Below are 17,874 nucleotides of genomic sequence, written 5' to 3'. Positions count from 1 at the left end.
ATGGTCTTGCCTGCCCTTGGCCCTGCCGATGCCCCTGCCCCTTCTGGCTCCGCGCGCGAGCCGTACGCCGGCATCGTGCTGCGGGCGGCGCTGTGGCTGGGGTTTTTGGCACCGTTCTTCTACGCGACCTACGGCTTCGCCAACTGGCTGGCGTCGCAGCGCGACGATGTCGGCAGCATCGTCTTTGCCTGGGAGCGCGGCATCCCGTTCATCGCCTGGACGATCGTGCCCTATTGGTCGATCAACCTGTTCTACGGCCTGTCGCTGCTGCTCAACGATACCAAGCGCGGCGTCGACCGTCTTGCCGGCCGCTATCTCACGGCGCAAATCGTCGCCGTCGCCTGCTTCATCCTGTTCCCGCTGACGGCGACCTTCGTGCGGCCGCAGACATCAGGCCTGCCAGGCTTCATGTTTGCGGTGCTCGGCGGCTTCGACAAGCCGTTCAACCAGGCGCCATCGCTGCACATCGCGCTGCTGATCATCATCTGGGATCATTGGCGCGGTCGGCTCAAAGGCATGGCCACCGTCTGGCATGCCTGGTGTTTGCTGATCGGCGCCTCGGTGCTGACGACGTGGCAGCACCATGTCATCGACATCCCGACCGGCGCTTTGCTCGGCTTCTTCGCCCTGTGGCTGTTTCCGCGCGATGGCGAATTGCCGTTCGCCGGCTTTCAGCTAACCGCCGACGCCAGGGCCAGGCGGCTGGCTCGGTTCTACGCGCTTGGCACAGCCCTTGTGCTAGCCGGCGCCGTTGCCGGCGCCTTCGTCTCGGCGCTGTGGCTGATCCTGCTGTGGCCGGCGCTGGCGCTGGCCATCGTCGCCTTCGCCTATGCCGGGGCCGGCGCCAGAGTGTTCCAGAAGACGGCCGACGGCAGCGTCTCGCTGGCCAGCCGTGTCTTGCTGCTGCCCTACCGGCTTGGCGCCAGGATCAATAGATGGGCATGGACGCGCAAGCTGCCGCCGCATGTCGCCATTGCCGACGGCGTCTTCCTCGGCCGCTTTCCCACCGCCGCCGAGGCCGACGCCTTCGGCACGGTGATCGACCTTGCCGGCGAGCTGGAACGGCCGCGCGGCGTCACCAGCCGCTGGACTGCTATCGCCATGGTCGACCTTTTGCCGCCACCGCCAGAGGCGCAAGCGCAAGCGGTGGCGGCGATCGAGGCGGCCCGCGGCCACGGCACGGTGCTGGTCTGCTGCGCGCTCGGCTTCCAGCGCAGCGCCGGCGTCGTCGCCGAATGGCTGGTTGCCACCGGCCGCTCGCCAACGCCGGCGCAGGCGCACAAGCGGCTCGCGGCATCGGGCCGGCCGGTGCATCTTCGGATCGCGGTGGATGAGCCGGCATGAGTGCCCATCGAGACAAGGCCGAAGCTTTCGCCGCCGGGCTGATGACGCAGGCGGTGTGGCCGCTGCTTTTGGTGCTGGCCGCATTGACGGCCGCGCCGGTCATTGCCGTGGCAGCGCAGCCGCAGGCGACGATGCTGGCGGCGGCGGCCTGGCTGGTCGCGGCAGCGAGCGGCGTGGTCACCCTCGCCCTCTCGGCCCTGCTTACCTTCGACGCACTGCTGTTCTGGCTGATGGCGAGCCACATCAGCGAGGCCGCCGGCGGAGCCTCGGTCGACGACGTGCTGGCGCGCATGCGCGTCAAACCGGCCGCTGCCGGCATCCGCTCGCTCGACCGGCGCATCGCGGGCACGCAGCGCCTGCTGATGAAGCAGCGCATCGCGCTCGGCCTGTTTATGACGGCATCCGCTGTCGCCTTGTCCTTCTGAGCCGGACGATGAGCAAGCTAGGCACAAGGACCTTCACCCTGCTGCAGACCGTGACCTCGGTCGGCCTGTCGGCGCTGGCCTGGGCGGTGACCGGCGTGCGGCCGATCTGGAACGGCAGCCAGCCGTCGGACCGGCAGCGCATCTACTTCGCCAATCATGCCAGCCACGGGGACTTCATCCTGCTGTCGGCCTGCCTCAGCGAGAAGCAGCGCGCCCGCACCCATGCCGTCGCTGCCGCCGACTATTGGGGAAAATCGCGGCTGCGCCGGTTCATCGCGCAGGACATGCTGTCCTCCGTGCTGATCCAGCGGCAGTGGACGGAAGAGGCGCAGAATCCGATCTCGATCATGCTGTCGGTGCTCGATGAGGGCCATTCGCTGATCATCTTTCCCGAAGGCACCCGCAATATGACCGACGAGCCGCTGCTGCCGTTCCGCTCCGGCCTCTACAATCTGTCGATGGCGCGGCCCGATGTCGAACTCATCCCGTGCTGGATCGAGAACATGTCGCGGGTGCTGCCCAAGGGCCAGTTCGTGCCGGTGCCGCTGCTTTGCCGCGTGGTCTTCGGCGCGCCGATCGCCATTGCGCCGGATGAGGAACGCCGCGCCTTTCTCGACCGCGCCCGCCAAACGCTGCTTGCGCTGAACCCCCGCCCGCCAACGCATGATGCGGAAAAGTGGAATCCTGTTTTCCGGAAAACATCATGCGACCAAAAGAGCTTAGAGCATCGTGCCGGATCCGATATCCGGCACGATGCTCTGAAGGACGACTAGTTCAACATGCCAATGCACGAAACCCTCATTCTGGTTATCGGCCTCGCTGCGGTGCTGACCACGGCAAGCCTGGTTGCCGGCATCCTGTCGTGGCGCGCGCCGAAGCCGCTGTCTTCGACGCTGGTCAACCTCAACCAGCGCATCAACGCCTGGTGGGTGATGGTGCTGGCGATCACCGTCGCCTTCTTCTTCGGCCGCTCCGGCATGACCATCCTGTTCGCGCTGATCTCGTTTGCCGCCTTGCGCGAATTCGTGACGCTGACGCACAGCCGCCGCAGCGACCATTGGGTGCTGCTCGGCATGTTCGGCATCATCATCCCGTTCCAGTACTGGCTGGTGTGGACCGCCTGGTACGGCCTCTTCACCATCTTCATCCCGGTCTACTGCTTCCTGCTGATGCCGGCGATCACCGCGCTTCACGGCGACACCGAGCGCTTTCTCGAGCGCATCTCGGCGCAGCAATGGGCCGTCATGATCTCGGTCTACTGTGTCAGTCACGTGCCGGCGCTGCTGACGCTCGACGTTCCCGGCTTTGAAGGCCGCAATTTGTTGCTGATCGCTTTCCTGATCATCACCGTGCAAGGCAGCGACGTGCTGCAATACATCTTCGGCAAGCTGTTCGGCAGGCACCTGATCTCGCCGAAGGTTTCGCCGTCGAAGACCTGGGAAGGGCTGGTCGGCGGGCTGGCGACGTCGAGCCTGCTTGGCGCGCTGCTGTCGTTCCTGACGCCGTTTTCGCCGCTCCAGGCGGCGGGCGTCGCCTTTATCGCCTGCCTGATGGGATTCCTCGGCGGGCTGGTCGCCTCCGCCATCAAGCGCGACCAGGGGGTGAAGGACTGGGGCCATCTGATCGAGGGCCATGGCGGCATGATGGACCGCGCCGACAGCCTGGTCTTCGCCGCTCCGGTGTTCTTCCACACGGTGCGCTATTTCTGGACGGTGTGAGGGCGCTCCAGCTGCAAGGGCCGGCACCCCAAGTCATTAATGCATCGACCTAATTCAGCAAACTGACTGGCCGTTTCGCTCTGAGGTCTGTTAAGCCTCCTCCAGCCAGAGAGTTCTGGCACTTTCCTTGGCGGGTGGGGATGATGACCTATAAGGCGCTCCAGATATGGTTATACGCGTCGCTGTCGGTGATGCTATTGAGCAATCATGCTTGGCCAACTGAAAAAGAAGTTGTTCAAGCGCAGGCCACCAAAGACGCCGCCGTTAACTATTTGCGGTCGCTGCCGCATGATAGGAAAATTCATGTTTGGCCGTCATGGCATCGGCCTTACGAAATTGTAGCCAATCGTCTGAACGTACGCAGCTCGATCGAGCGATACAAAGCTCTCAGAGGCGATCTTAATGGTCTTATCCCGGCCATTGGCACGGCCCAGATTTCCATAATCGCTGCCGACGGCGCGAACTGGCAAAAGGACGTAGCGTCGGCCTTAACCAGATCGCGCCTGCTGCCATGGTACAAAGATTTCGTTGCAAAGGCGGAGCTCAGTTTGGACGGATGTACGACGTATAAGTTTACAAGCAGAGACACTTGGGCATCTGTAGGTGTCATTTTGATAAACGAGCTCAACTTCCGCGAAAATGGCAAGGAAACGCTTGATCGATGCGTCCATGCGGCACTTGATTACTTGCAAGCGTTTCCAACGAGAGAGGGATACTTCGACTACTCCACACTTCCTGACGCGAGAATTCGGGGCTTGGTGATTGAAGCGACCTATAAATGTGCTGCTGAAGGGGACGGAACCGCCGAGCCAAGAGAAAGGACTAGGGACGGTTTGACGCCACTTCCTTCGCTAGATTGCATCGTGGCGAAGGTGGCTGAATAAGGTCAGGCCACGAGGCGGCGCAACTTTCTGGGCGGGCTGGTCGCCTCCGCCATCAAGCGCGACCAGGGGGTGAAGGACTGGGGCCATCTGATCGAGGGCCATGGCGGCATGATGGACCGCGCCGACAGCCTGGTCTTCGCCGCTCCGGTGTTCTTTCACACGGTGCGTTACTTCTGGACGTGAGAACGAGCTACGGTCTCATTTTGCAGCTGCAAGCGGCGCCTTCTCGGCAGGGCGCGGCCGACGGCGCATGCGGCGCTTGGCAGCGACCTTCAGCGCAACCGGCGGATCGCTCGACAACGCCCCCAGAACGGCTTCGACCATGCCATACGCCACAAAATCGGCATTGATGTCATTGGCCAGTTTGACGGCTGTCTCGCTGGCGTCGCCGTCCTCCGACCAAAACACGATGCCTACCCGCAGCGCCGATTTGGCACGTTTCAGCCGACGAACCAGGAAACGGGCGTGCTTGACGGAGTCGCGGTTAAGGAATCCGACCACGACGGTGTTGACAGCATCGAACTTGAGCCGGCGAATGCTCGCCGGTTCCATGTCGGCAAAGCTCGCCTTCGAGACGGTCGCTCCCTGGACTTCGAGCACCTGCGCCAGCATGGCGGCGGCGGCATCATCAAGTTCGCCGCGGCCGCCGGCACAAAGCACCGACATGTCCGTGCCATCAGGCAGTTCGGTGTCGTCCTCGCTCTCCGCTTGAGCCTGCTTTTCCTCATCCGCTGTGGCAGGCTCGGCCGCAGCCGGGTCATCGTCCTCCTCCGCTTCCTCCCGTGCGCTGTCGTCGAGGTTCGCCACCAGCGTCTGCGCACTGGCCGCCACCTGCCGTCTTTGCTCATCGCCCATGACACCCCGCACGCGATCCTGTTCGCCGAGCAGAAGCGCGGGAATGGCGACCTTGTCATAGAATTCGAACAGATATTTTTCCTCCAGGATCTCCTCGGCGTGATCAGTGGCTTCTTCCGGATCGCCGGCCAACAGCCGTTGGTAAAGCCGAGCATGTAGCTCGAGCACGGGTTCGTTGCCGAATAGGACGTCGAGGAATTCGAACTGCGGCACGTGCCTGCCGAGCACGACGAGACAGACCGTGAGCGGCGTCGACAGAACCAGGCCCAGCGGGCCCCAGAGCCAGGTCCAGAAGATCGCCGCGACAATGATGGCCAATGGTGAGAGCCCGGTGCGCGAGCCGTAGAGCCAAGGTTCGACGACGTTGCCGGTGATCATTTCCATGACCACGAACAGCCCGGCGGTCCACAGCACGAGCGACCAGCCGGGAGCCACGGCAAGCGCCAGGAACAGAGGCAGCAGCGCACCAATGATCGGGCCGATATAGGGAACAAAGCGCAGCGCCAACGCCAGCAATCCCCACAGCAGTGCATTGGGTATGCCGAGAACCCAAAGCCCGAATGCAATCGGCACGGCGTAGACGATGTTCACCACCAATTGCATGAGCAGATATCGGCCGACCCGCTTGCCCGCTTCCTGGAGCGCCTCGGTGGTCCGATGAAGATCGCCGTAGCCGACGAGGCGTATGAAACGATCGCGCAGGTCCTCGCGCTCGAGCAGCATGAATATGACGACGATGATGATCAGGCCGGCCGATGCCAGCGGGCTGATCAGCGGCCGGATCAGGTTCTGGAGAACCTGGAGCGGCCTTTCGCGCGCGATGATCTCGACAGGCACCGGCTCGCGCTCTGGCTCATCTGCGGCGGGCGGTGAGGTTTCCTGCCTGTCGAGTTCCTGGCCAACGCTTTCGATCACCCCGCTCAGCCTGGCGATGATGCCTCCGCCGATGCCGGTTTCCTTCAGGGATCGGACCTTGGTCAGGATATTCGACTGGTAAAGCGGGATGTTCTGCGCCAGTTCGCTGACCTGCGTTGCGACAATGAAGGAGAACAGTGCAAGGACCGTGAATGCGCCCAGCACAGTGGCGATGACGGCCGGAAGACGGGGAATGCCGACTCGCTTGAGTACGGAAACCATGGGTGCAAGCGCAAAGGTAAGCAGCAGAGCGATTGCGATCGGCAGGAAAACCTCGCGCCCGAAATACAGGGCAGCAACCGTAGCCACGACGGTCGCGACGGTCGGCAATGACATGCGCGGGAGGACCCTGGCACCGGAAACAATGCCCACCAGCCCGGACTCCGACGGGTGCATGCCGTTTCGACGATTGGCCGCCACTTGGTGCCTCCACCCTGCCAATCACCATGATCAGGCATATTGAGCCGGCGCGCAATGTCCGCACCTTTGTGCCGGAGCCCGACCGCAGGGAGGTATTCCCTCTTTGTCCGGCCCGCGCGCCGCAAGATCGGAACGGCGGCTCACTGTTGCTGTGGTCAGACTTAGCCGGAATGACGCAGCCAATGACGGTCGAACACGTCGAGAATGGACCGGAATTCGGCCGGCGGGATCTGGTTGGCGCCGCCGTCGCTGTCTCCGGCGAGGAATTGCGCCAGCTGCCGGTCAACCGCCTCCGTGTGCTCGACTGACAGGCCAAGCGATGCCAAATCCCTAGCGATCGACCCGTCGGACGGCAGATATCCGCCCCATGTCTTGGGCGCCGGATTGCGCAAGCGGATCATCAGGATCCTGGTCAGGGACGGCTGCGGCTCCGGGCCGATGATGGTGGTGCCGCACAGATAGCCGCCAAGCACGCTTCCCGGCCGCGAGTGCGGAAACAGGCATAGGAAGAAGTGGGCTTCGCCGTTGGTTTCTTTCAGATGCGCATAAAGGCCGCGTTTTGCCGGCGTCATCAGCCCGCCGAGCAGCAGCTGCCCGGTCGGCAATGCCTCGCGATAGGCGGCAGTCAGGCCGTGCGCCCCCGGCCCGGCCTCTATCGACAGGCTGCCCCTGATCAACTGGCCGCGATAGTAGGGCGACAAGGCGCGCGAATAACATGCGTAGGTTCCGGCAACGGCCAATCCAAGGCTTCGCTCCTCGTGTCCGGACGCCGTCTCGAAATGCGCACCGGCGCGGCGTTCCAGTTCGGCCCTCTCGATGCCGTGGCGGGCGCAGATCGCCGCCGTAAAGCCTGACAGGTCGCTCTCGGCGATCCAGGCGCCGGGCTGCTCCAGCTTGAGAAGCTTCGACCAGTCGTCGTAGACGCTGAGTTCGCGTGGCTGGGCGCGGCCCTGCAGCCATTTGTCGGCACGGCCGAGATCGAACGCCGTCTTCGGGTTGACGCCCCGGAACGCCGCCGCCAAATCCTTGCGGGCGACGGTTCCCAGCAAGGCTGCAGTCAACCGTAACTTCTGCGCGATATGCTGTGCCATCCCCCACCTGCCCCTTTATGCCACCGCAAGGCATAGCATGTGCCAGCAATTGCTCCCACCGCATTCATTGCGGGCTGGACCTCTCCTAAAGTCTATATTCCAGGAAATCCGCAGAATTCCACGCCGCTCCACGCGGCTGCCCTTTTCGCCCCGCCGGGCGGCGCTAAGGTCGCGCAGGGCAAGGGCAAGTTATGAAACTCACGCTATCTAGGGTTGAATACCAACACCCTTCCTCAGTCATTTGAACGACGGCGAAGCCGAGCTCTCGGCACCGGCACAAACCAGCGTAGATGCCGCCTCAACAAGGAAGGAATAATTCGATGTCCTGGATTGCCTCCCCCAAAATCCCTTTCACCGCGGTTGCGGCTGGATCCGCTGCACTGCTGCTGCTGACCTTCGGGCCGGATGGACCATCGCGTGCCGCTGCCGGCTCGCGCGCGGCAGCGACATATGGCAAGGCGGCTCCTGCGTCGCCGGCCATCGAGCCGACGCGCATCGAAGTCGACGGCAGCGCGCACGTGATACGCTTTTACATCGACGGCAAGCAGGTCGCCCTGCTCGACTCGACCGGCTTCAGGGATTGATCTTCACACCAGCGCTGGCCGCTACGAAGCGGGCGAATAGCTGCTGCCTTCATGCGCGGACGACGGTCACCACGGAGTGACCGTCAAACGCTGCGCGACATGGCGCACCCTGCTGCCTTGATGCGACTGTAAGCCTGACTCGCGCCGGTTCGTTGCAGCCGCGCTTTTCCACAAGCCATATTCCAGGAATTCCGCAGAATTCCACGCCTTTCCGCGCAGCGGCCGTGTTCAGGCCGGCGGCTGGGGCTAACCTTACGTTAACCATTGAGGGACGCCGTCATGAAACTTGCTCTGTCTGCACTTCTCGCCGTGCTCGCCCTTTCGCAAACCGTGGAGGCTAAAACGAAAGTCGTTGCCACCGATGCGAAAGCGGCCACAGCCGAGAAAAGCCGGCCGCAGCTCGACAACAAGTCCACCGGCGGGATCACCGCGTCGCCCGGTGCGATGGCAGCGCCGGCCGACAAGAATGTGTCCAGTCCGTATCCGCCGGCGATCTATTTCGATTTCTAGAGTCTATCCATCCCTAGTGGCGGGGCTCCATCTTTTTATTTCGACCGCACCGCGCTTGCGGTACCCGGGATCGGCTGGCCCGGGGGATCGACAAGCCCGATCGACAGGCCTCGGGATCAACAGACTTGGCGGCGCGCCAGGCGGTGATAGGATTGTTCCGTTCGCCTCCGGCCTCAGCCGACCCTGACGACGAAATGCTTCGTCACCGGCTCGATGATTTTCCACGTTCCCTTGAAATCGGCTTCAACCACGAAGGCGTCGCCGGGGCCGACTTCGACGGGCGCGCCGCCATCGGGCGTGATGACGATGCGCCCAGCGATCATGTGCACGAATTCATAGTCGCTGTAGGTTGCGTGGTAGGTACCGGGGGTGGCCTGCCAGGTTCCCGACATAACCTTGCCGTCCGCTGTGGTGTGCTGGACGGCGGTCTTCATGGTCGGGTTGCCGTCGACCACGACCCAGCCTGCGAGATCGCCCGCCTCGGCGTTTTCGACCGCGCCGAATTTGAGGATGGTCTTCTCTGTCATGGTCGGGCTCCGTTTGGAACTGTGCCGGCATTGGCTGCCGGTCAATAGCCGAAGCACCTGAGATGAGCAACGCGGGTGCCCTGTCCGGTTCACGAGCAAGCGATGGCACGGTTTGCCGCGTGCCATCGCTTGACCTTGCCGCCATCCGCCGGATAGTCGGTTGTCCGGCTCCGATGAAAGACCCCGATATGGCAGACGCGATCGTAAGAGACAGCAACGGCACCCAGCTGAACGAGGGCGATTCCGTGACCCTGATCAAGGATTTGAAGGTCAAGGGCACGTCGGAGACGATCAAGCGCGGCACGCTGGTGAAGAATATTCGCCTCACCGGCCATCCCGGCGAGATCGAGTGCAACACCAAGCAGGTGAAGGGCCTGGTGCTGAAGACCGAGTTCCTGAAAAAGGCGTGATCGCGTGGAGTCTTGACCCGTGATCCCTGGCCTTGCGGCCTCCGGAACCGGCGCAGCGCCTCTAAGTTGAGCAGACGGATGACGGCACTGACGGAGCCTGGCTAACCGGCCGGCGGAGCCACTCCTTGAAAGCCGTCGAAAGTGCGATATATCAATGACTAAGCGTGCGCTGCACGCGACGTAGTGCTTTGGTCAAACTTCACCTGTGGAGGTTGTCATGGCAAACGGTCTGATGGAAGGAAAGAAAGCCCAGGACTGGATCAACCTGATCCTTGCGGCATGTCTGTTCATCTCACCCTGGGTCATCGGCTTCGTTGCTGAAACCGCTCCTGCGTGGAACGCCTGGATTGCCGCAGTCGTGCTCGGCGCCCTGGCTCTCGCGGCGCTTTCGGTATTCGCCGAATGGGAAGAGTGGGTGAACCTTGTCGTCGGGCTCTGGCTGGTCGTCTCGCCCTGGCTGCTTGGCTTCGCGGCAAACGTCAACGCGATGGGAACCCATGTGGTCCTCGGCGTGCTGGTGGTTGCGGCATCGGCCTGGGCGGTCTGGGACTCCCGTCATCATCCGCCAGCGCATGCGTGATCGGTGACGACCAAGGGGAGGAGCCCGGCGCGCGAGTGGCGGGCTCTTCCTAAGCCTGAGATCGGTACGCAGGCCCGCTAGCCGGGCCAGTCATATCCTTGTGCTCAAAAACCAACCGCCCGGCGGGTGCAGACGGCAGCGCCGCCGCGGCGCTTCCTGGTATAGACGCCGACGAGCACCCCGCTACACTCAGCGAACTTCCGCTTATGTTGCATTGCGTTAGATTTGTTGCATTGCAATATCAATGCATTGCGTCGAGTCTTCGCAACGGGGCTTTTTCAACGACCTATGTGAGGTTTTCGCCGTGTCAGCATCGTTTCGGCCTGATATCGAAGGGCTGCGTGCGCTGGCGGTGTCGGGCGTCGTCGCGTTCCATTTCGGTCTGTCGGACCTGCCGGGCGGCTTCACCGGCGTCGACATCTTCTTCGTCATTTCCGGCTATCTGATCACCGGCCAGTTGCTGCGGGAAATCGCCGAGGACGGCAGGCTGGACCTGTGGCGGTTCTATGCAAGGCGCGCCCGGCGCCTGCTGCCGGCCTCGCTGTTCGTCATCTTCGCCACGCTGGTCGCGGGCTACTTCATCCTGTCGCCGGACGAACAGTCGCTCTATTCGAAAGGCGCCATGTACGCCTCGGCCTATGCGATCAATTTCTGGCTGATCCGCTGGTCGTTCGACTATTTCGCCCCCGATGCGGCGAACAACCCCTTCATCCACTTCTGGTCGCTCTCGGTCGAGGAGCAGTTCTATCTCGTATGGCCGGGACTGCTTCTGCTGGCGGCATGGCTGCGCCCGGGCAAGCGCACTGCGATCCTGGTGATCGGCCTCACCGGCGCGGTGTCGTTCGCCGTCTGCGCCTGGCTCACCACCGTGTCGCAGCCCTGGGCCTTCTATTTCTCGCCGCTCAGGGCCTGGGAATTCGCCGCCGGCGGCCTGGCGACGATGGCGCCGGCAAAATTCTGGCGAGAGCGCCCGCAACTGGGCGCAGCACTGGCATGGCTTGGCCTGGCGCTGATCGCCGGCGCCTATCTGACCTTCAGCGAGCGGGACACCCCCTTCCCCGGCGTCGCGGCGGTCGTGCCGGTGGCCGGCACCGTGCTCCTTTTGCTCAGCGGCTCCGGCAATGTCCAAAGAGGGCCGAGCGCCATGCTGGCGCTGCCGCCCCTGCAATGGGTGGGGAAACTTTCCTACTCGCTGTATCTCTGGCACTGGCCGGTCATCGTCTATGCAACGATGATGGTGCCCGACCTCTCCTGGCCCGGGCGGCTTGCCTGCGCGGCATTGACGCTGGCGCTGTCGATCTTCACCTATCATTTCATCGAAAACCCGATCCGTCGCAACGGCTGGCTGATGGCGAGCGCGGCGCGCGCGCTTATCCCCGCCGCAATGCTGACCGGCGCCGGCGTCATGGCGACCTACGCCAATGCGCGCCTTGCCGTGGACGACCTCGACCCCTCACAACGCATCATTGCCGAAACTGCCGCGCAGCCCTCCACCGCGCGCGCCAAGGTGGGTTGCGTTCTCGACTACGAGACCGTGACGCCGAAGCCCTGCGTGTTCGGCGCCAAGAATTCCGAGCGCTCGATCGCGCTGTTCGGCGATTCGCATGCCGACCACTGGTCGACGCCGCTGATCGAGGCAGCGAAGAAGAACGACTACAAGGTCGTCACCTGGCTCAAAGCCGCCTGCCGGGCCTCGCGGCTGACGGTCTGGAGCTCGAAGCTGAAGCGCGACTACACCGAGTGCGATCAATGGCGCGAGCAATCGATCAAGGAGATCATCGCCCTGCGCCCGAGCCTGGTGGTGATATCGGAGATAGCGCTGACCAGTTCGCGCAAACTGTCGCCCGATGCGCAGCAATCCGACAGCCTGAATCAGGACTGGCAAGCCGGCCTTCGCGCAACGCTGGAGGCGTTCAGCCAGGCCGGGCTGAAAGTCGCCTTCATCCGCGATGTGCCGTTCAACAGCATGTTTGTCGACACCTGCGTGGCCCGCGCGCTGTGGCGTGGACAGACGCCATCGGTATGTGACGCGCCGCGAACCGACGCCGCCAACGACGCCATGGCCGCGGTGGAGCGCGACATCGTGCGCGCCGTCCCCAACGCGACCTACATCGACATGACCGACCGGTTCTGCGACGCCAAGACCTGCCATGTCTTCATCGACGGCAAGCTGGCCTACCGCGATCGCCACCACATGGCGACGCCCTTTGCGCAAACGCTGGAGCCGCCGGTCGAGCGCGCGCTGTTCTCAACACGGTGACCACAGCCGTGAAGTAAGGCGGGAGGCGACTGCCCGCTCAGGCAGGTCTTCGTCGTCCGGCGCCTCTGGCTGTCGCCACGCTTTCGGCATCGCCGAATGGGAAGAGTGGGCGAACCTTGTTGTCGGGCTATGGCTGATCGTTTCGCCCTGGCTGCTTGGCTTCGCGGCGAACTTCAACGCGATGGGAACCCATGTGGTTCTCGGCGTGCTGGTGGTCGCGGCGTCGGTCTGGGCAGTCTGGGACCACCGTCGTCATCCGCCAGCGCATGCGTGATGGTGACGACTTAGGGGGAGCCCGGCGCGGGGGCGGCAGGTTCCTCTAAAGCCTGAGATCGGTGCGCAGGCCCGCTCGCCGGGCCAATCACCTCCTGTGTCAAAAAATCGGCCGTCGCGTGGGTTCAGGCTGGCGCTGGCGCTGCGCTTCCTGACGTGCACGCCGACGTGCACATCGCGGCTGCAGTCCGCGAACTTCCACTTATATTGCACTGCGTTAGATTTTTTGATTATGTTGCACTGCGTTAGATTTTTTGCTTATGTTGCGCTGCCTTAGATTTTTTGCAGTGCATATCGGCGCATCGCGTTGAGTCTTCGAAACGGGTAGCTTTTTTCAACGACTCTACGCGAGGTATCGCCGTGTCGCCATCGTTCCGGCCGGATATCGAGGGCTTACGCGCGCTGGCGGTGTCGGGCGTCGTCGCGTTCCATTTCGGTCTGTCGGACCTGCCGGGCGGCTTCACCGGCGTCGACATCTTCTTCGTCATTTCCGGCTATCTGATCACCGGCCAGTTGCTGCGGGAAATCGCCGAGGACGGCAGGCTGGACCTGTGGCGGTTCTATGCAAGGCGCGCCCGGCGCCTGCTGCCGGCCTCGCTGTTCGTCATCTTCGCCACGCTGGTCGCGGGCTACTTCATCCTGTCGCCGGACGAACAGTCGCTCTATTCGAAAGGCGCCATGTACGCCTCGGCCTATGCGATCAATTTCTGGCTGATCCGCTGGTCGTTCGACTATTTCGCCCCCGATGCGGCGAACAACCCTTTCATCCACTTCTGGTCGCTCTCGGTCGAGGAGCAGTTCTATCTCGTATGGCCGGGACTGCTTCTGCTGGCGGCATGGCTGCGCCCGGGCAAGCGCACTGCGATCCTGGTGATCGGCCTCACCGGCGTGGTGTCGTTCGCCGTCTGCGCCTGGCTCACCACCGTGTCGCAGCCCTGGGCCTTCTATTTCTCGCCGCTCAGGGCCTGGGAATTCGCCGCCGGCGGGCTGGCGACGATGGCGCCGGCAAAATTCTGGCGAGAGCGCCCGCAACTGGGCGCAGCACTGGCATGTCTCGGCCTGGCGCTGATCGCCGGCGCCTATCTCATGGTGAGCGAGGATTCCCCCTTCCCCGGGGTGATTGCGCTGGTGCCGGTCGCCGGCACCGTGCTGGTGCTGCTCAGCGGCAGCGGTGCAAGCCGGAGCGCGGCGCAGAACCTACCGATCAGCGTGCTGTCGCTGTCGCCCATGCAGTGGCTTGGCAAGCTTTCCTACTCGCTCTATCTCTGGCACTGGCCGGTCATCGTCTATGCGACGATGATGGTGCCCGACCTGTCCTGGCCCGGGCGGCTTGCCTGCGCGGCATTGACGCTGGCGCTGTCGATCTTCACCTATAATTTCATCGAAAACCCGATCCGTCGCAATGGCTGGCTGATGGCGAACGCGGCGCGAGCGCTCGTTCCCGCTGTCATGCTGACCGGTGCGGGCGTGGTCGTGGCCTATGGCAATGCGCGCTTTGCCGAGCACAATCTCAGCCCCGAACAGCGCGTCATCGCAAGCAGCGCGGCGCAGAGTTCCACGGTGCGCGCGACCAACGCCGGCTGCGTGCTCGATCTGGAAACCATCAAGCCGAACCCTTGCGTGTTTGGCGCGAAAGATGCCGAGCACTCGGTGGTGCTGTTCGGCGATTCGCATGCCGACCACTGGTCGACGCCGCTGATCGAGGCGGCCAGCAAGAACAACTACCGGGTCGTCACCTATCTGAAATCCTCCTGCCGCGCCTCGCGGGTGACGACCTGGAACTCGCGGCTGAAGCGCGACTACACCGAATGCGACCAATGGCGCGAGCAGTCGATCAGGGACATCATTGCCTTGCATCCGAGCCTGGTGGTGATCTCGGAATTCTCGATGGGTAATATGACGCGGGAATCGCCCGATGAATTGAAGCACGCCAATTGGAACGAGGAGTGGCGGAGCGGCCTGCGCTGGACCCTGGGGGCGTTCAGTCAGGCCGGGATCAGGGTCGCGGTCATCAGAGACGTGCCCTTCAACAGCAGCTATGCCGACAAATGCGTGGCACGCGCCCTGTGGCGCGGCCAGACGCCGGCCGCATGCGACACGCAGAGGGTGATGGCCGCCAATGACGACATCGCCAAGGAAGAGCGCGACATCGTGCGCGGCATTCCGAACGCCACCTATCTCGACATGACGAACCGCTTTTGCGATCAGACCACCTGCCATGTGTTCATCGACGGCATGCTGGCCTTCCGCGATCGCCACCACCTTGCAACGCCCTTTGCGGCAACGCTGGAGCCGCCGATCGAGCGCGCGCTGTTCTCGAAGGTGGCGGCGGAGATGTAAGGGCGGCGCAAGACGCGCTTTTTCACCCGACGTCTCAGTGCAGGCCAAACTCACGCAGCAGTTCTTCGCGATAGCGCACGAACCGGGTTTCGCTGCGATCGCGGGGGCGCGGCAGTTCAACCTCGACCAGGCGTGCTGCGCCGCCTTTCTCCCTGGGCAGGATCAGCACCCTGTCCGCAAGATAGATCGCTTCTTCCAGATCATGGGTGACCATGATCATGGTGACGTTCTCTTCGCTCCAGATGCGCACCAGTTCCTCTTGCATGCCGATCTTGGTCATCGCGTCGAGCGCGCCTAGCGGCTCGTCGAGCAGCAGGATTTCAGGCCGCACGGTCAACGCCCGGGCGATGCCGACGCGCTGCGCCATGCCGCCCGAAAGCTGCCTGGGATAGGCATCGCTGAATTCGGCCAGACCGACGAGCGCGGTATAGATGCGGGCCTTGTCCTCCGCCTCCGCCTTGGGCACGCCCCGCACTTCGAGGCCAAAGGCGACGTTGCCGAGTACCGTCAGCCACGGCAGCAGGCGCGGTTCCTGGAAGATCACCGCGCGCTCGGAGCCGACGCCATGGACCGGCTTGCCGTCGATCGCGACACCGCCACTGTCGGCAGCCTCCAGCCCGGCAAGAATGCGCAGCAGCGTGGTCTTGCCCGATCCGCTGGCGCCGACAATGACGAGGCATTCGCCGGAGCGGATGTCGAGGTTGAGCGCCCTCAGCACGGCAAGCGGGCGCCCGCCAAGGGTGAAGGATTTGGAGAGGTCACGTATCGTGACCTCTCCGCCGCTTGTGGTGGCCATGGCCCGTCTCCCGGTCAGTTGGTTTTCGTTTCGCCGCGCCGGTAAAGGATATCAGCGGCTTTCAGCTTGCCCTTGGGCAGGCGGCCGTCGCGTTCCAGCACGCTGACCCAGAAGTCGATGTCGCGGTCGTCAGCCTTCGCCCCTTCACGCAGGCCGAAGCCGGTCCAGTAGCGCGCCAGCTCGCCATTTTCGCCGCGCTTGTCGAGGATGTCCGCGAGCACCTTGCGCGCCTCGTCCGGGTTCTGGCGCGACCAGTCGGCGGCGCGCGCCGACTGGTCGACGAAATTGCGGGCGCCCTCCGGATGCGCCGTGATGAAGTCGCGCCGCAGGACGATGAAGCCGCCGGCCAGTTCGCCCAGCACGTCGGTGTCGTTGAACACGCCGCGCACGCCGCCATTGTCGACCAGCGCGCCGGCAAATGTCGCCTGCCAATAGCCCAGTGCCGCGATATCGACCTGACGCGACCGCAAGGTCTGTTCAAGCTGCGGCCCGGGCACCACGACGAGGTTGGCGGCATCCGGTGGCAGGCCGACGCCGTGCAGCGCCTCGCGCACGGTGTAGTCGAGATGGGCGCCGAGCGTGTTGACCGCAATGGTCTTTCCGGCGATGTCGGCAATCGATTTGATCGGGCTGTCTTCCAGCACGTAGAAGACGCTGCGCACTTGCCTGTTGATGCCGTTGCTTGGATAGGCGGCGACGAAGTCGTTGCCGCCGGAGATCGAATTGATCACCGCAGCGGTCGCGGCCGAGCCGAGATCGACGCTGCCGGAGGCGAGCGCGAACAGCGATTCCGGGCCGCCGCCGGAGTAGCCGACATTCTCCAGCTTGACGCCGACATCGTTGAAATAGCCGAGCGCCTCCGCCAGCTCATGCGGCGAGATGCTGCCGCGGCTGGCGAGGTAGCGCAACGTGACCGGCGCGGCTTGCGCAACGGCGAAGCGGGGCAGGCCGGCGGCGATGATGCCGGCGGCAAAGGGAGCGCCCGCAAGCAGGGAACGGCGAGTGATTGGCATGGGTCCGGTCTTTCCTGTTGGAGAGGGTGGTGCCTGTTGAAGAGGATGGTGAAGGCTGGTCAGTCGATGGGATTGCTCCAGCGGCAGAGCCGCCGCTGCAGGCTGACCAGCGCCTGGTTGGCGATCAGGCCGAGGCCGGCGAGGATGACGATCGCCGCAAACATCAGCGGGATCTGGAAGTTGTACTGCGCGTTCATCACCTGGAAGCCGATGCCCTTGTTGGCGCCGATCATTTCGGAGGCGATCAGCAGCAAGAGCGCCGTGGTCGCACTCAGCCTTAAGCCCACGAAGATCGACGGGACGGCCCCTGGAAGCACGACACGGCGAAACACGGTGAGCCGCGCGGCGCCATAGACCCGAGCCATCTCAAGCAGTTTCGGATCGACTTGCTTGACGCCGCTGATGGTGTTGAGCAGCAGCGGAAACAGCGTCGCCCAGAAGATGACGAAGACCTTTGATGCCTCCCCCAGCCCGAGCAGCAGGATGAACACCGGATAGAGCGCCAGCGCCGAGGTCTGCCGGAAGACCTGCAGGATCGGATCAAGCGCGGTTTCGACGGCGCGCACCTGGCCCATGAACAGGCCGAGCGGGATGGCAACCGCCACTGCCGCCGCGAAGGCGAGGCCGGCGCGCTGCAGGCTGATGGCGATGTCGCCGAGCAAGGTGCCACCGGCCAGACCGTTCCACAATGCGGTGACGATCGTGTCGATCGGCGGCAATACCGCAGCGTTCACCCATCCCGCGCGGCTCGATACCTGCCAGATCGCGAGGAAGCCGATCAGGATGCCGTAGCGGGACAGGAAGCGGACGACAGTCCGGTTGGCCAGGCGCGGGAAAACGGCGCCAAGGCTGGTTCTGCCGTCATGTGTACCGATCGTGACCCGCTGCTCGATGTGTTGCAAACTCATCGTCCTGCCCTTTGCTTTAAG

The 17,874-nt window shown here is 63.7% G+C and carries 17 protein-coding genes and 2 pseudogenes; 13 read left to right on the top strand and 6 right to left on the bottom strand.

Annotated features, from left to right (window positions below):
- The 6 genes and pseudogenes from AC0NIE_RS16255 to AC0NIE_RS16230 form a co-directional block, all read left to right on the top strand.
- Window positions 1-1,344 (top strand): phosphatase PAP2/dual specificity phosphatase family protein, encoded by a 1,344-nt coding sequence (locus tag AC0NIE_RS16255; protein ID WP_473488938.1) that lies wholly within the window; start codon window positions 1-3, stop codon window positions 1,342-1,344.
- Window positions 1,341-1,769, top strand: coding sequence for a hypothetical protein (locus AC0NIE_RS16250; protein ID WP_123148040.1), 429 nt, complete (start codon window positions 1,341-1,343; stop codon window positions 1,767-1,769). Before AC0NIE_RS16255 ends, AC0NIE_RS16250 begins: the two co-directional genes overlap by 4 nt.
- An 8-nt stretch (window positions 1,770-1,777) precedes the next feature.
- The gene (locus AC0NIE_RS16245) at window positions 1,778-2,542 is read left to right on the top strand and encodes a lysophospholipid acyltransferase family protein (RefSeq protein WP_473488939.1); all 765 of its coding nucleotides are present in this window, start codon (window positions 1,778-1,780) and stop codon (window positions 2,540-2,542) included.
- A gap of 12 nt (window positions 2,543-2,554) precedes the next feature.
- A complete protein-coding gene (locus AC0NIE_RS16240) occupies window positions 2,555-3,487 on the top strand; it encodes a phosphatidate cytidylyltransferase (protein ID WP_473488964.1) in 933 nt (310 codons plus the stop codon).
- A gap of 140 nt (window positions 3,488-3,627) precedes the next feature.
- A complete protein-coding gene (locus tag AC0NIE_RS16235) occupies window positions 3,628-4,371 on the top strand; it encodes a hypothetical protein (protein WP_473488940.1) in 744 nt (247 codons plus the stop codon).
- 24 nt (window positions 4,372-4,395) lie between these two features.
- Window positions 4,396-4,554, top strand: a pseudogene (locus tag AC0NIE_RS16230) (phosphatidate cytidylyltransferase); the annotation flags it as partial.
- A 15-nt stretch (window positions 4,555-4,569) separates the two neighbouring features.
- On the opposite strand, the gene AC0NIE_RS16225 reads toward AC0NIE_RS16230, so the two are convergent.
- Together AC0NIE_RS16225 and AC0NIE_RS16220 are read right to left on the bottom strand one after the other, a co-directional pair.
- Window positions 4,570-6,561 (bottom strand): AI-2E family transporter, encoded by a 1,992-nt coding sequence (locus AC0NIE_RS16225; RefSeq protein WP_473488941.1) that lies wholly within the window; start codon window positions 6,559-6,561, stop codon window positions 4,570-4,572.
- A gap of 161 nt (window positions 6,562-6,722) precedes the next feature.
- A complete protein-coding gene (locus AC0NIE_RS16220; protein ID WP_473488942.1) occupies window positions 6,723-7,652 on the bottom strand; it encodes a hypothetical protein in 930 nt (309 codons plus the stop codon).
- Window positions 7,653-7,972: 320 nt separating this feature from the next.
- Here AC0NIE_RS16220 and AC0NIE_RS16215 point away from each other — a divergent pair, with 320 nt between their 5' ends.
- The gene (locus AC0NIE_RS16215; protein WP_473488943.1) at window positions 7,973-8,236 is read left to right on the top strand and encodes a hypothetical protein; all 264 of its coding nucleotides are present in this window, start codon (window positions 7,973-7,975) and stop codon (window positions 8,234-8,236) included.
- A 279-nt stretch (window positions 8,237-8,515) separates the two neighbouring features.
- The gene (locus tag AC0NIE_RS16210) at window positions 8,516-8,746 is read left to right on the top strand and encodes a hypothetical protein (protein ID WP_473488944.1); all 231 of its coding nucleotides are present in this window, start codon (window positions 8,516-8,518) and stop codon (window positions 8,744-8,746) included.
- A 173-nt stretch (window positions 8,747-8,919) separates the two neighbouring features.
- On the opposite strand, the gene AC0NIE_RS16205 is transcribed toward AC0NIE_RS16210, so the two are convergent.
- On the bottom strand, window positions 8,920-9,273 hold the full coding sequence (locus tag AC0NIE_RS16205) for a cupin domain-containing protein (protein ID WP_258123208.1): 354 nt from the start codon (window positions 9,271-9,273) through the stop codon (window positions 8,920-8,922).
- Between the two features lie 188 nt (window positions 9,274-9,461).
- On the opposite strand from AC0NIE_RS16205, the gene AC0NIE_RS16200 reads away from it, so the two are divergent.
- The 5 genes and pseudogenes from AC0NIE_RS16200 to AC0NIE_RS16180 all read left to right on the top strand — a co-directional run bounded on the left by AC0NIE_RS16200 (window position 9,462) and on the right by AC0NIE_RS16180 (window position 15,136).
- Window positions 9,462-9,683: an alkylphosphonate utilization protein gene (locus tag AC0NIE_RS16200; protein WP_473488945.1), complete on the top strand. Its 222-nt coding sequence runs from the start codon at window positions 9,462-9,464 to the stop codon at window positions 9,681-9,683.
- Window positions 9,684-9,900: 217 nt separating this feature from the next.
- Window positions 9,901-10,263 carry an SPW repeat protein gene (locus AC0NIE_RS16195; RefSeq protein ID WP_473488946.1) on the top strand — a complete coding sequence of 121 codons (363 nt, stop codon included), beginning with the start codon at window positions 9,901-9,903 and terminating at the stop codon, window positions 10,261-10,263.
- Window positions 10,264-10,567: 304 nt separating this feature from the next.
- Window positions 10,568-12,523, top strand: coding sequence for an acyltransferase family protein (locus tag AC0NIE_RS16190; protein ID WP_474047230.1), 1,956 nt, complete (start codon window positions 10,568-10,570; stop codon window positions 12,521-12,523).
- Between the two features lie 65 nt (window positions 12,524-12,588).
- Window positions 12,589-12,797, top strand: a pseudogene (locus AC0NIE_RS16185) (SPW repeat protein); the annotation flags it as partial.
- 359 nt (window positions 12,798-13,156) lie between these two features.
- Window positions 13,157-15,136, top strand: coding sequence for an acyltransferase family protein (locus tag AC0NIE_RS16180; RefSeq protein ID WP_473488948.1), 1,980 nt, complete (start codon window positions 13,157-13,159; stop codon window positions 15,134-15,136).
- A 34-nt stretch (window positions 15,137-15,170) separates the two neighbouring features.
- Here AC0NIE_RS16180 and AC0NIE_RS16175 read toward each other — a convergent pair whose 3' ends face one another.
- The 3 genes from AC0NIE_RS16175 to AC0NIE_RS16165 are packed head-to-tail and all read right to left on the bottom strand — an operon-like array spanning window position 15,171 to window position 17,853.
- A complete protein-coding gene (locus AC0NIE_RS16175) occupies window positions 15,171-15,932 on the bottom strand; it encodes an ABC transporter ATP-binding protein (protein WP_473488949.1) in 762 nt (253 codons plus the stop codon).
- A 14-nt stretch (window positions 15,933-15,946) separates the two neighbouring features.
- On the bottom strand, window positions 15,947-16,945 hold the full coding sequence (locus tag AC0NIE_RS16170) for an ABC transporter substrate-binding protein (RefSeq protein WP_473488950.1): 999 nt from the start codon (window positions 16,943-16,945) through the stop codon (window positions 15,947-15,949).
- A gap of 59 nt (window positions 16,946-17,004) precedes the next feature.
- Window positions 17,005-17,853: an ABC transporter permease gene (locus AC0NIE_RS16165; protein WP_473488951.1), complete on the bottom strand. Its 849-nt coding sequence runs from the start codon at window positions 17,851-17,853 to the stop codon at window positions 17,005-17,007.
- Window positions 17,854-17,874 lie beyond the last annotated feature (21 nt).

It is taken from the genome of Mesorhizobium sp. WSM4842, from assembly GCF_055901575.1.
This window is presented reverse-complemented; position numbering and strand designations above follow the sequence as displayed.

What these genes read in the sequence shown, in the direction of transcription:
- AC0NIE_RS16255 (WP_473488938.1), top strand. Translation starts at nt 1, where the DNA reads ATGGTCTTGCCTGCCCTTGGCCCTGCCGATGCCCCTGCCCCTTCTGGC.
- AC0NIE_RS16250 (WP_123148040.1), top strand. Translation starts at nt 1,341, where the DNA reads ATGAGTGCCCATCGAGACAAGGCCGAAGCTTTCGCCGCCGGGCTGATG.
- AC0NIE_RS16245 (WP_473488939.1), top strand. Translation starts at nt 1,778, where the DNA reads ATGAGCAAGCTAGGCACAAGGACCTTCACCCTGCTGCAGACCGTGACC.
- AC0NIE_RS16240 (WP_473488964.1), top strand. Translation starts at nt 2,555, where the DNA reads ATGCACGAAACCCTCATTCTGGTTATCGGCCTCGCTGCGGTGCTGACC.
- AC0NIE_RS16235 (WP_473488940.1), top strand. Translation starts at nt 3,628, where the DNA reads ATGATGACCTATAAGGCGCTCCAGATATGGTTATACGCGTCGCTGTCG.
- AC0NIE_RS16220 (WP_473488942.1), bottom strand. Translation starts at nt 7,652, where the DNA reads ATGGCACAGCATATCGCGCAGAAGTTACGGTTGACTGCAGCCTTGCTG.
- AC0NIE_RS16215 (WP_473488943.1), top strand. Translation starts at nt 7,973, where the DNA reads ATGTCCTGGATTGCCTCCCCCAAAATCCCTTTCACCGCGGTTGCGGCT.
- AC0NIE_RS16210 (WP_473488944.1), top strand. Translation starts at nt 8,516, where the DNA reads ATGAAACTTGCTCTGTCTGCACTTCTCGCCGTGCTCGCCCTTTCGCAA.
- AC0NIE_RS16205 (WP_258123208.1), bottom strand. Translation starts at nt 9,273, where the DNA reads ATGACAGAGAAGACCATCCTCAAATTCGGCGCGGTCGAAAACGCCGAG.
- AC0NIE_RS16200 (WP_473488945.1), top strand. Translation starts at nt 9,462, where the DNA reads ATGGCAGACGCGATCGTAAGAGACAGCAACGGCACCCAGCTGAACGAG.
- AC0NIE_RS16195 (WP_473488946.1), top strand. Translation starts at nt 9,901, where the DNA reads ATGGCAAACGGTCTGATGGAAGGAAAGAAAGCCCAGGACTGGATCAAC.
- AC0NIE_RS16175 (WP_473488949.1), bottom strand. Translation starts at nt 15,932, where the DNA reads ATGGCCACCACAAGCGGCGGAGAGGTCACGATACGTGACCTCTCCAAA.
- AC0NIE_RS16170 (WP_473488950.1), bottom strand. Translation starts at nt 16,945, where the DNA reads ATGCCAATCACTCGCCGTTCCCTGCTTGCGGGCGCTCCCTTTGCCGCC.
- AC0NIE_RS16165 (WP_473488951.1), bottom strand. Translation starts at nt 17,853, where the DNA reads ATGAGTTTGCAACACATCGAGCAGCGGGTCACGATCGGTACACATGAC.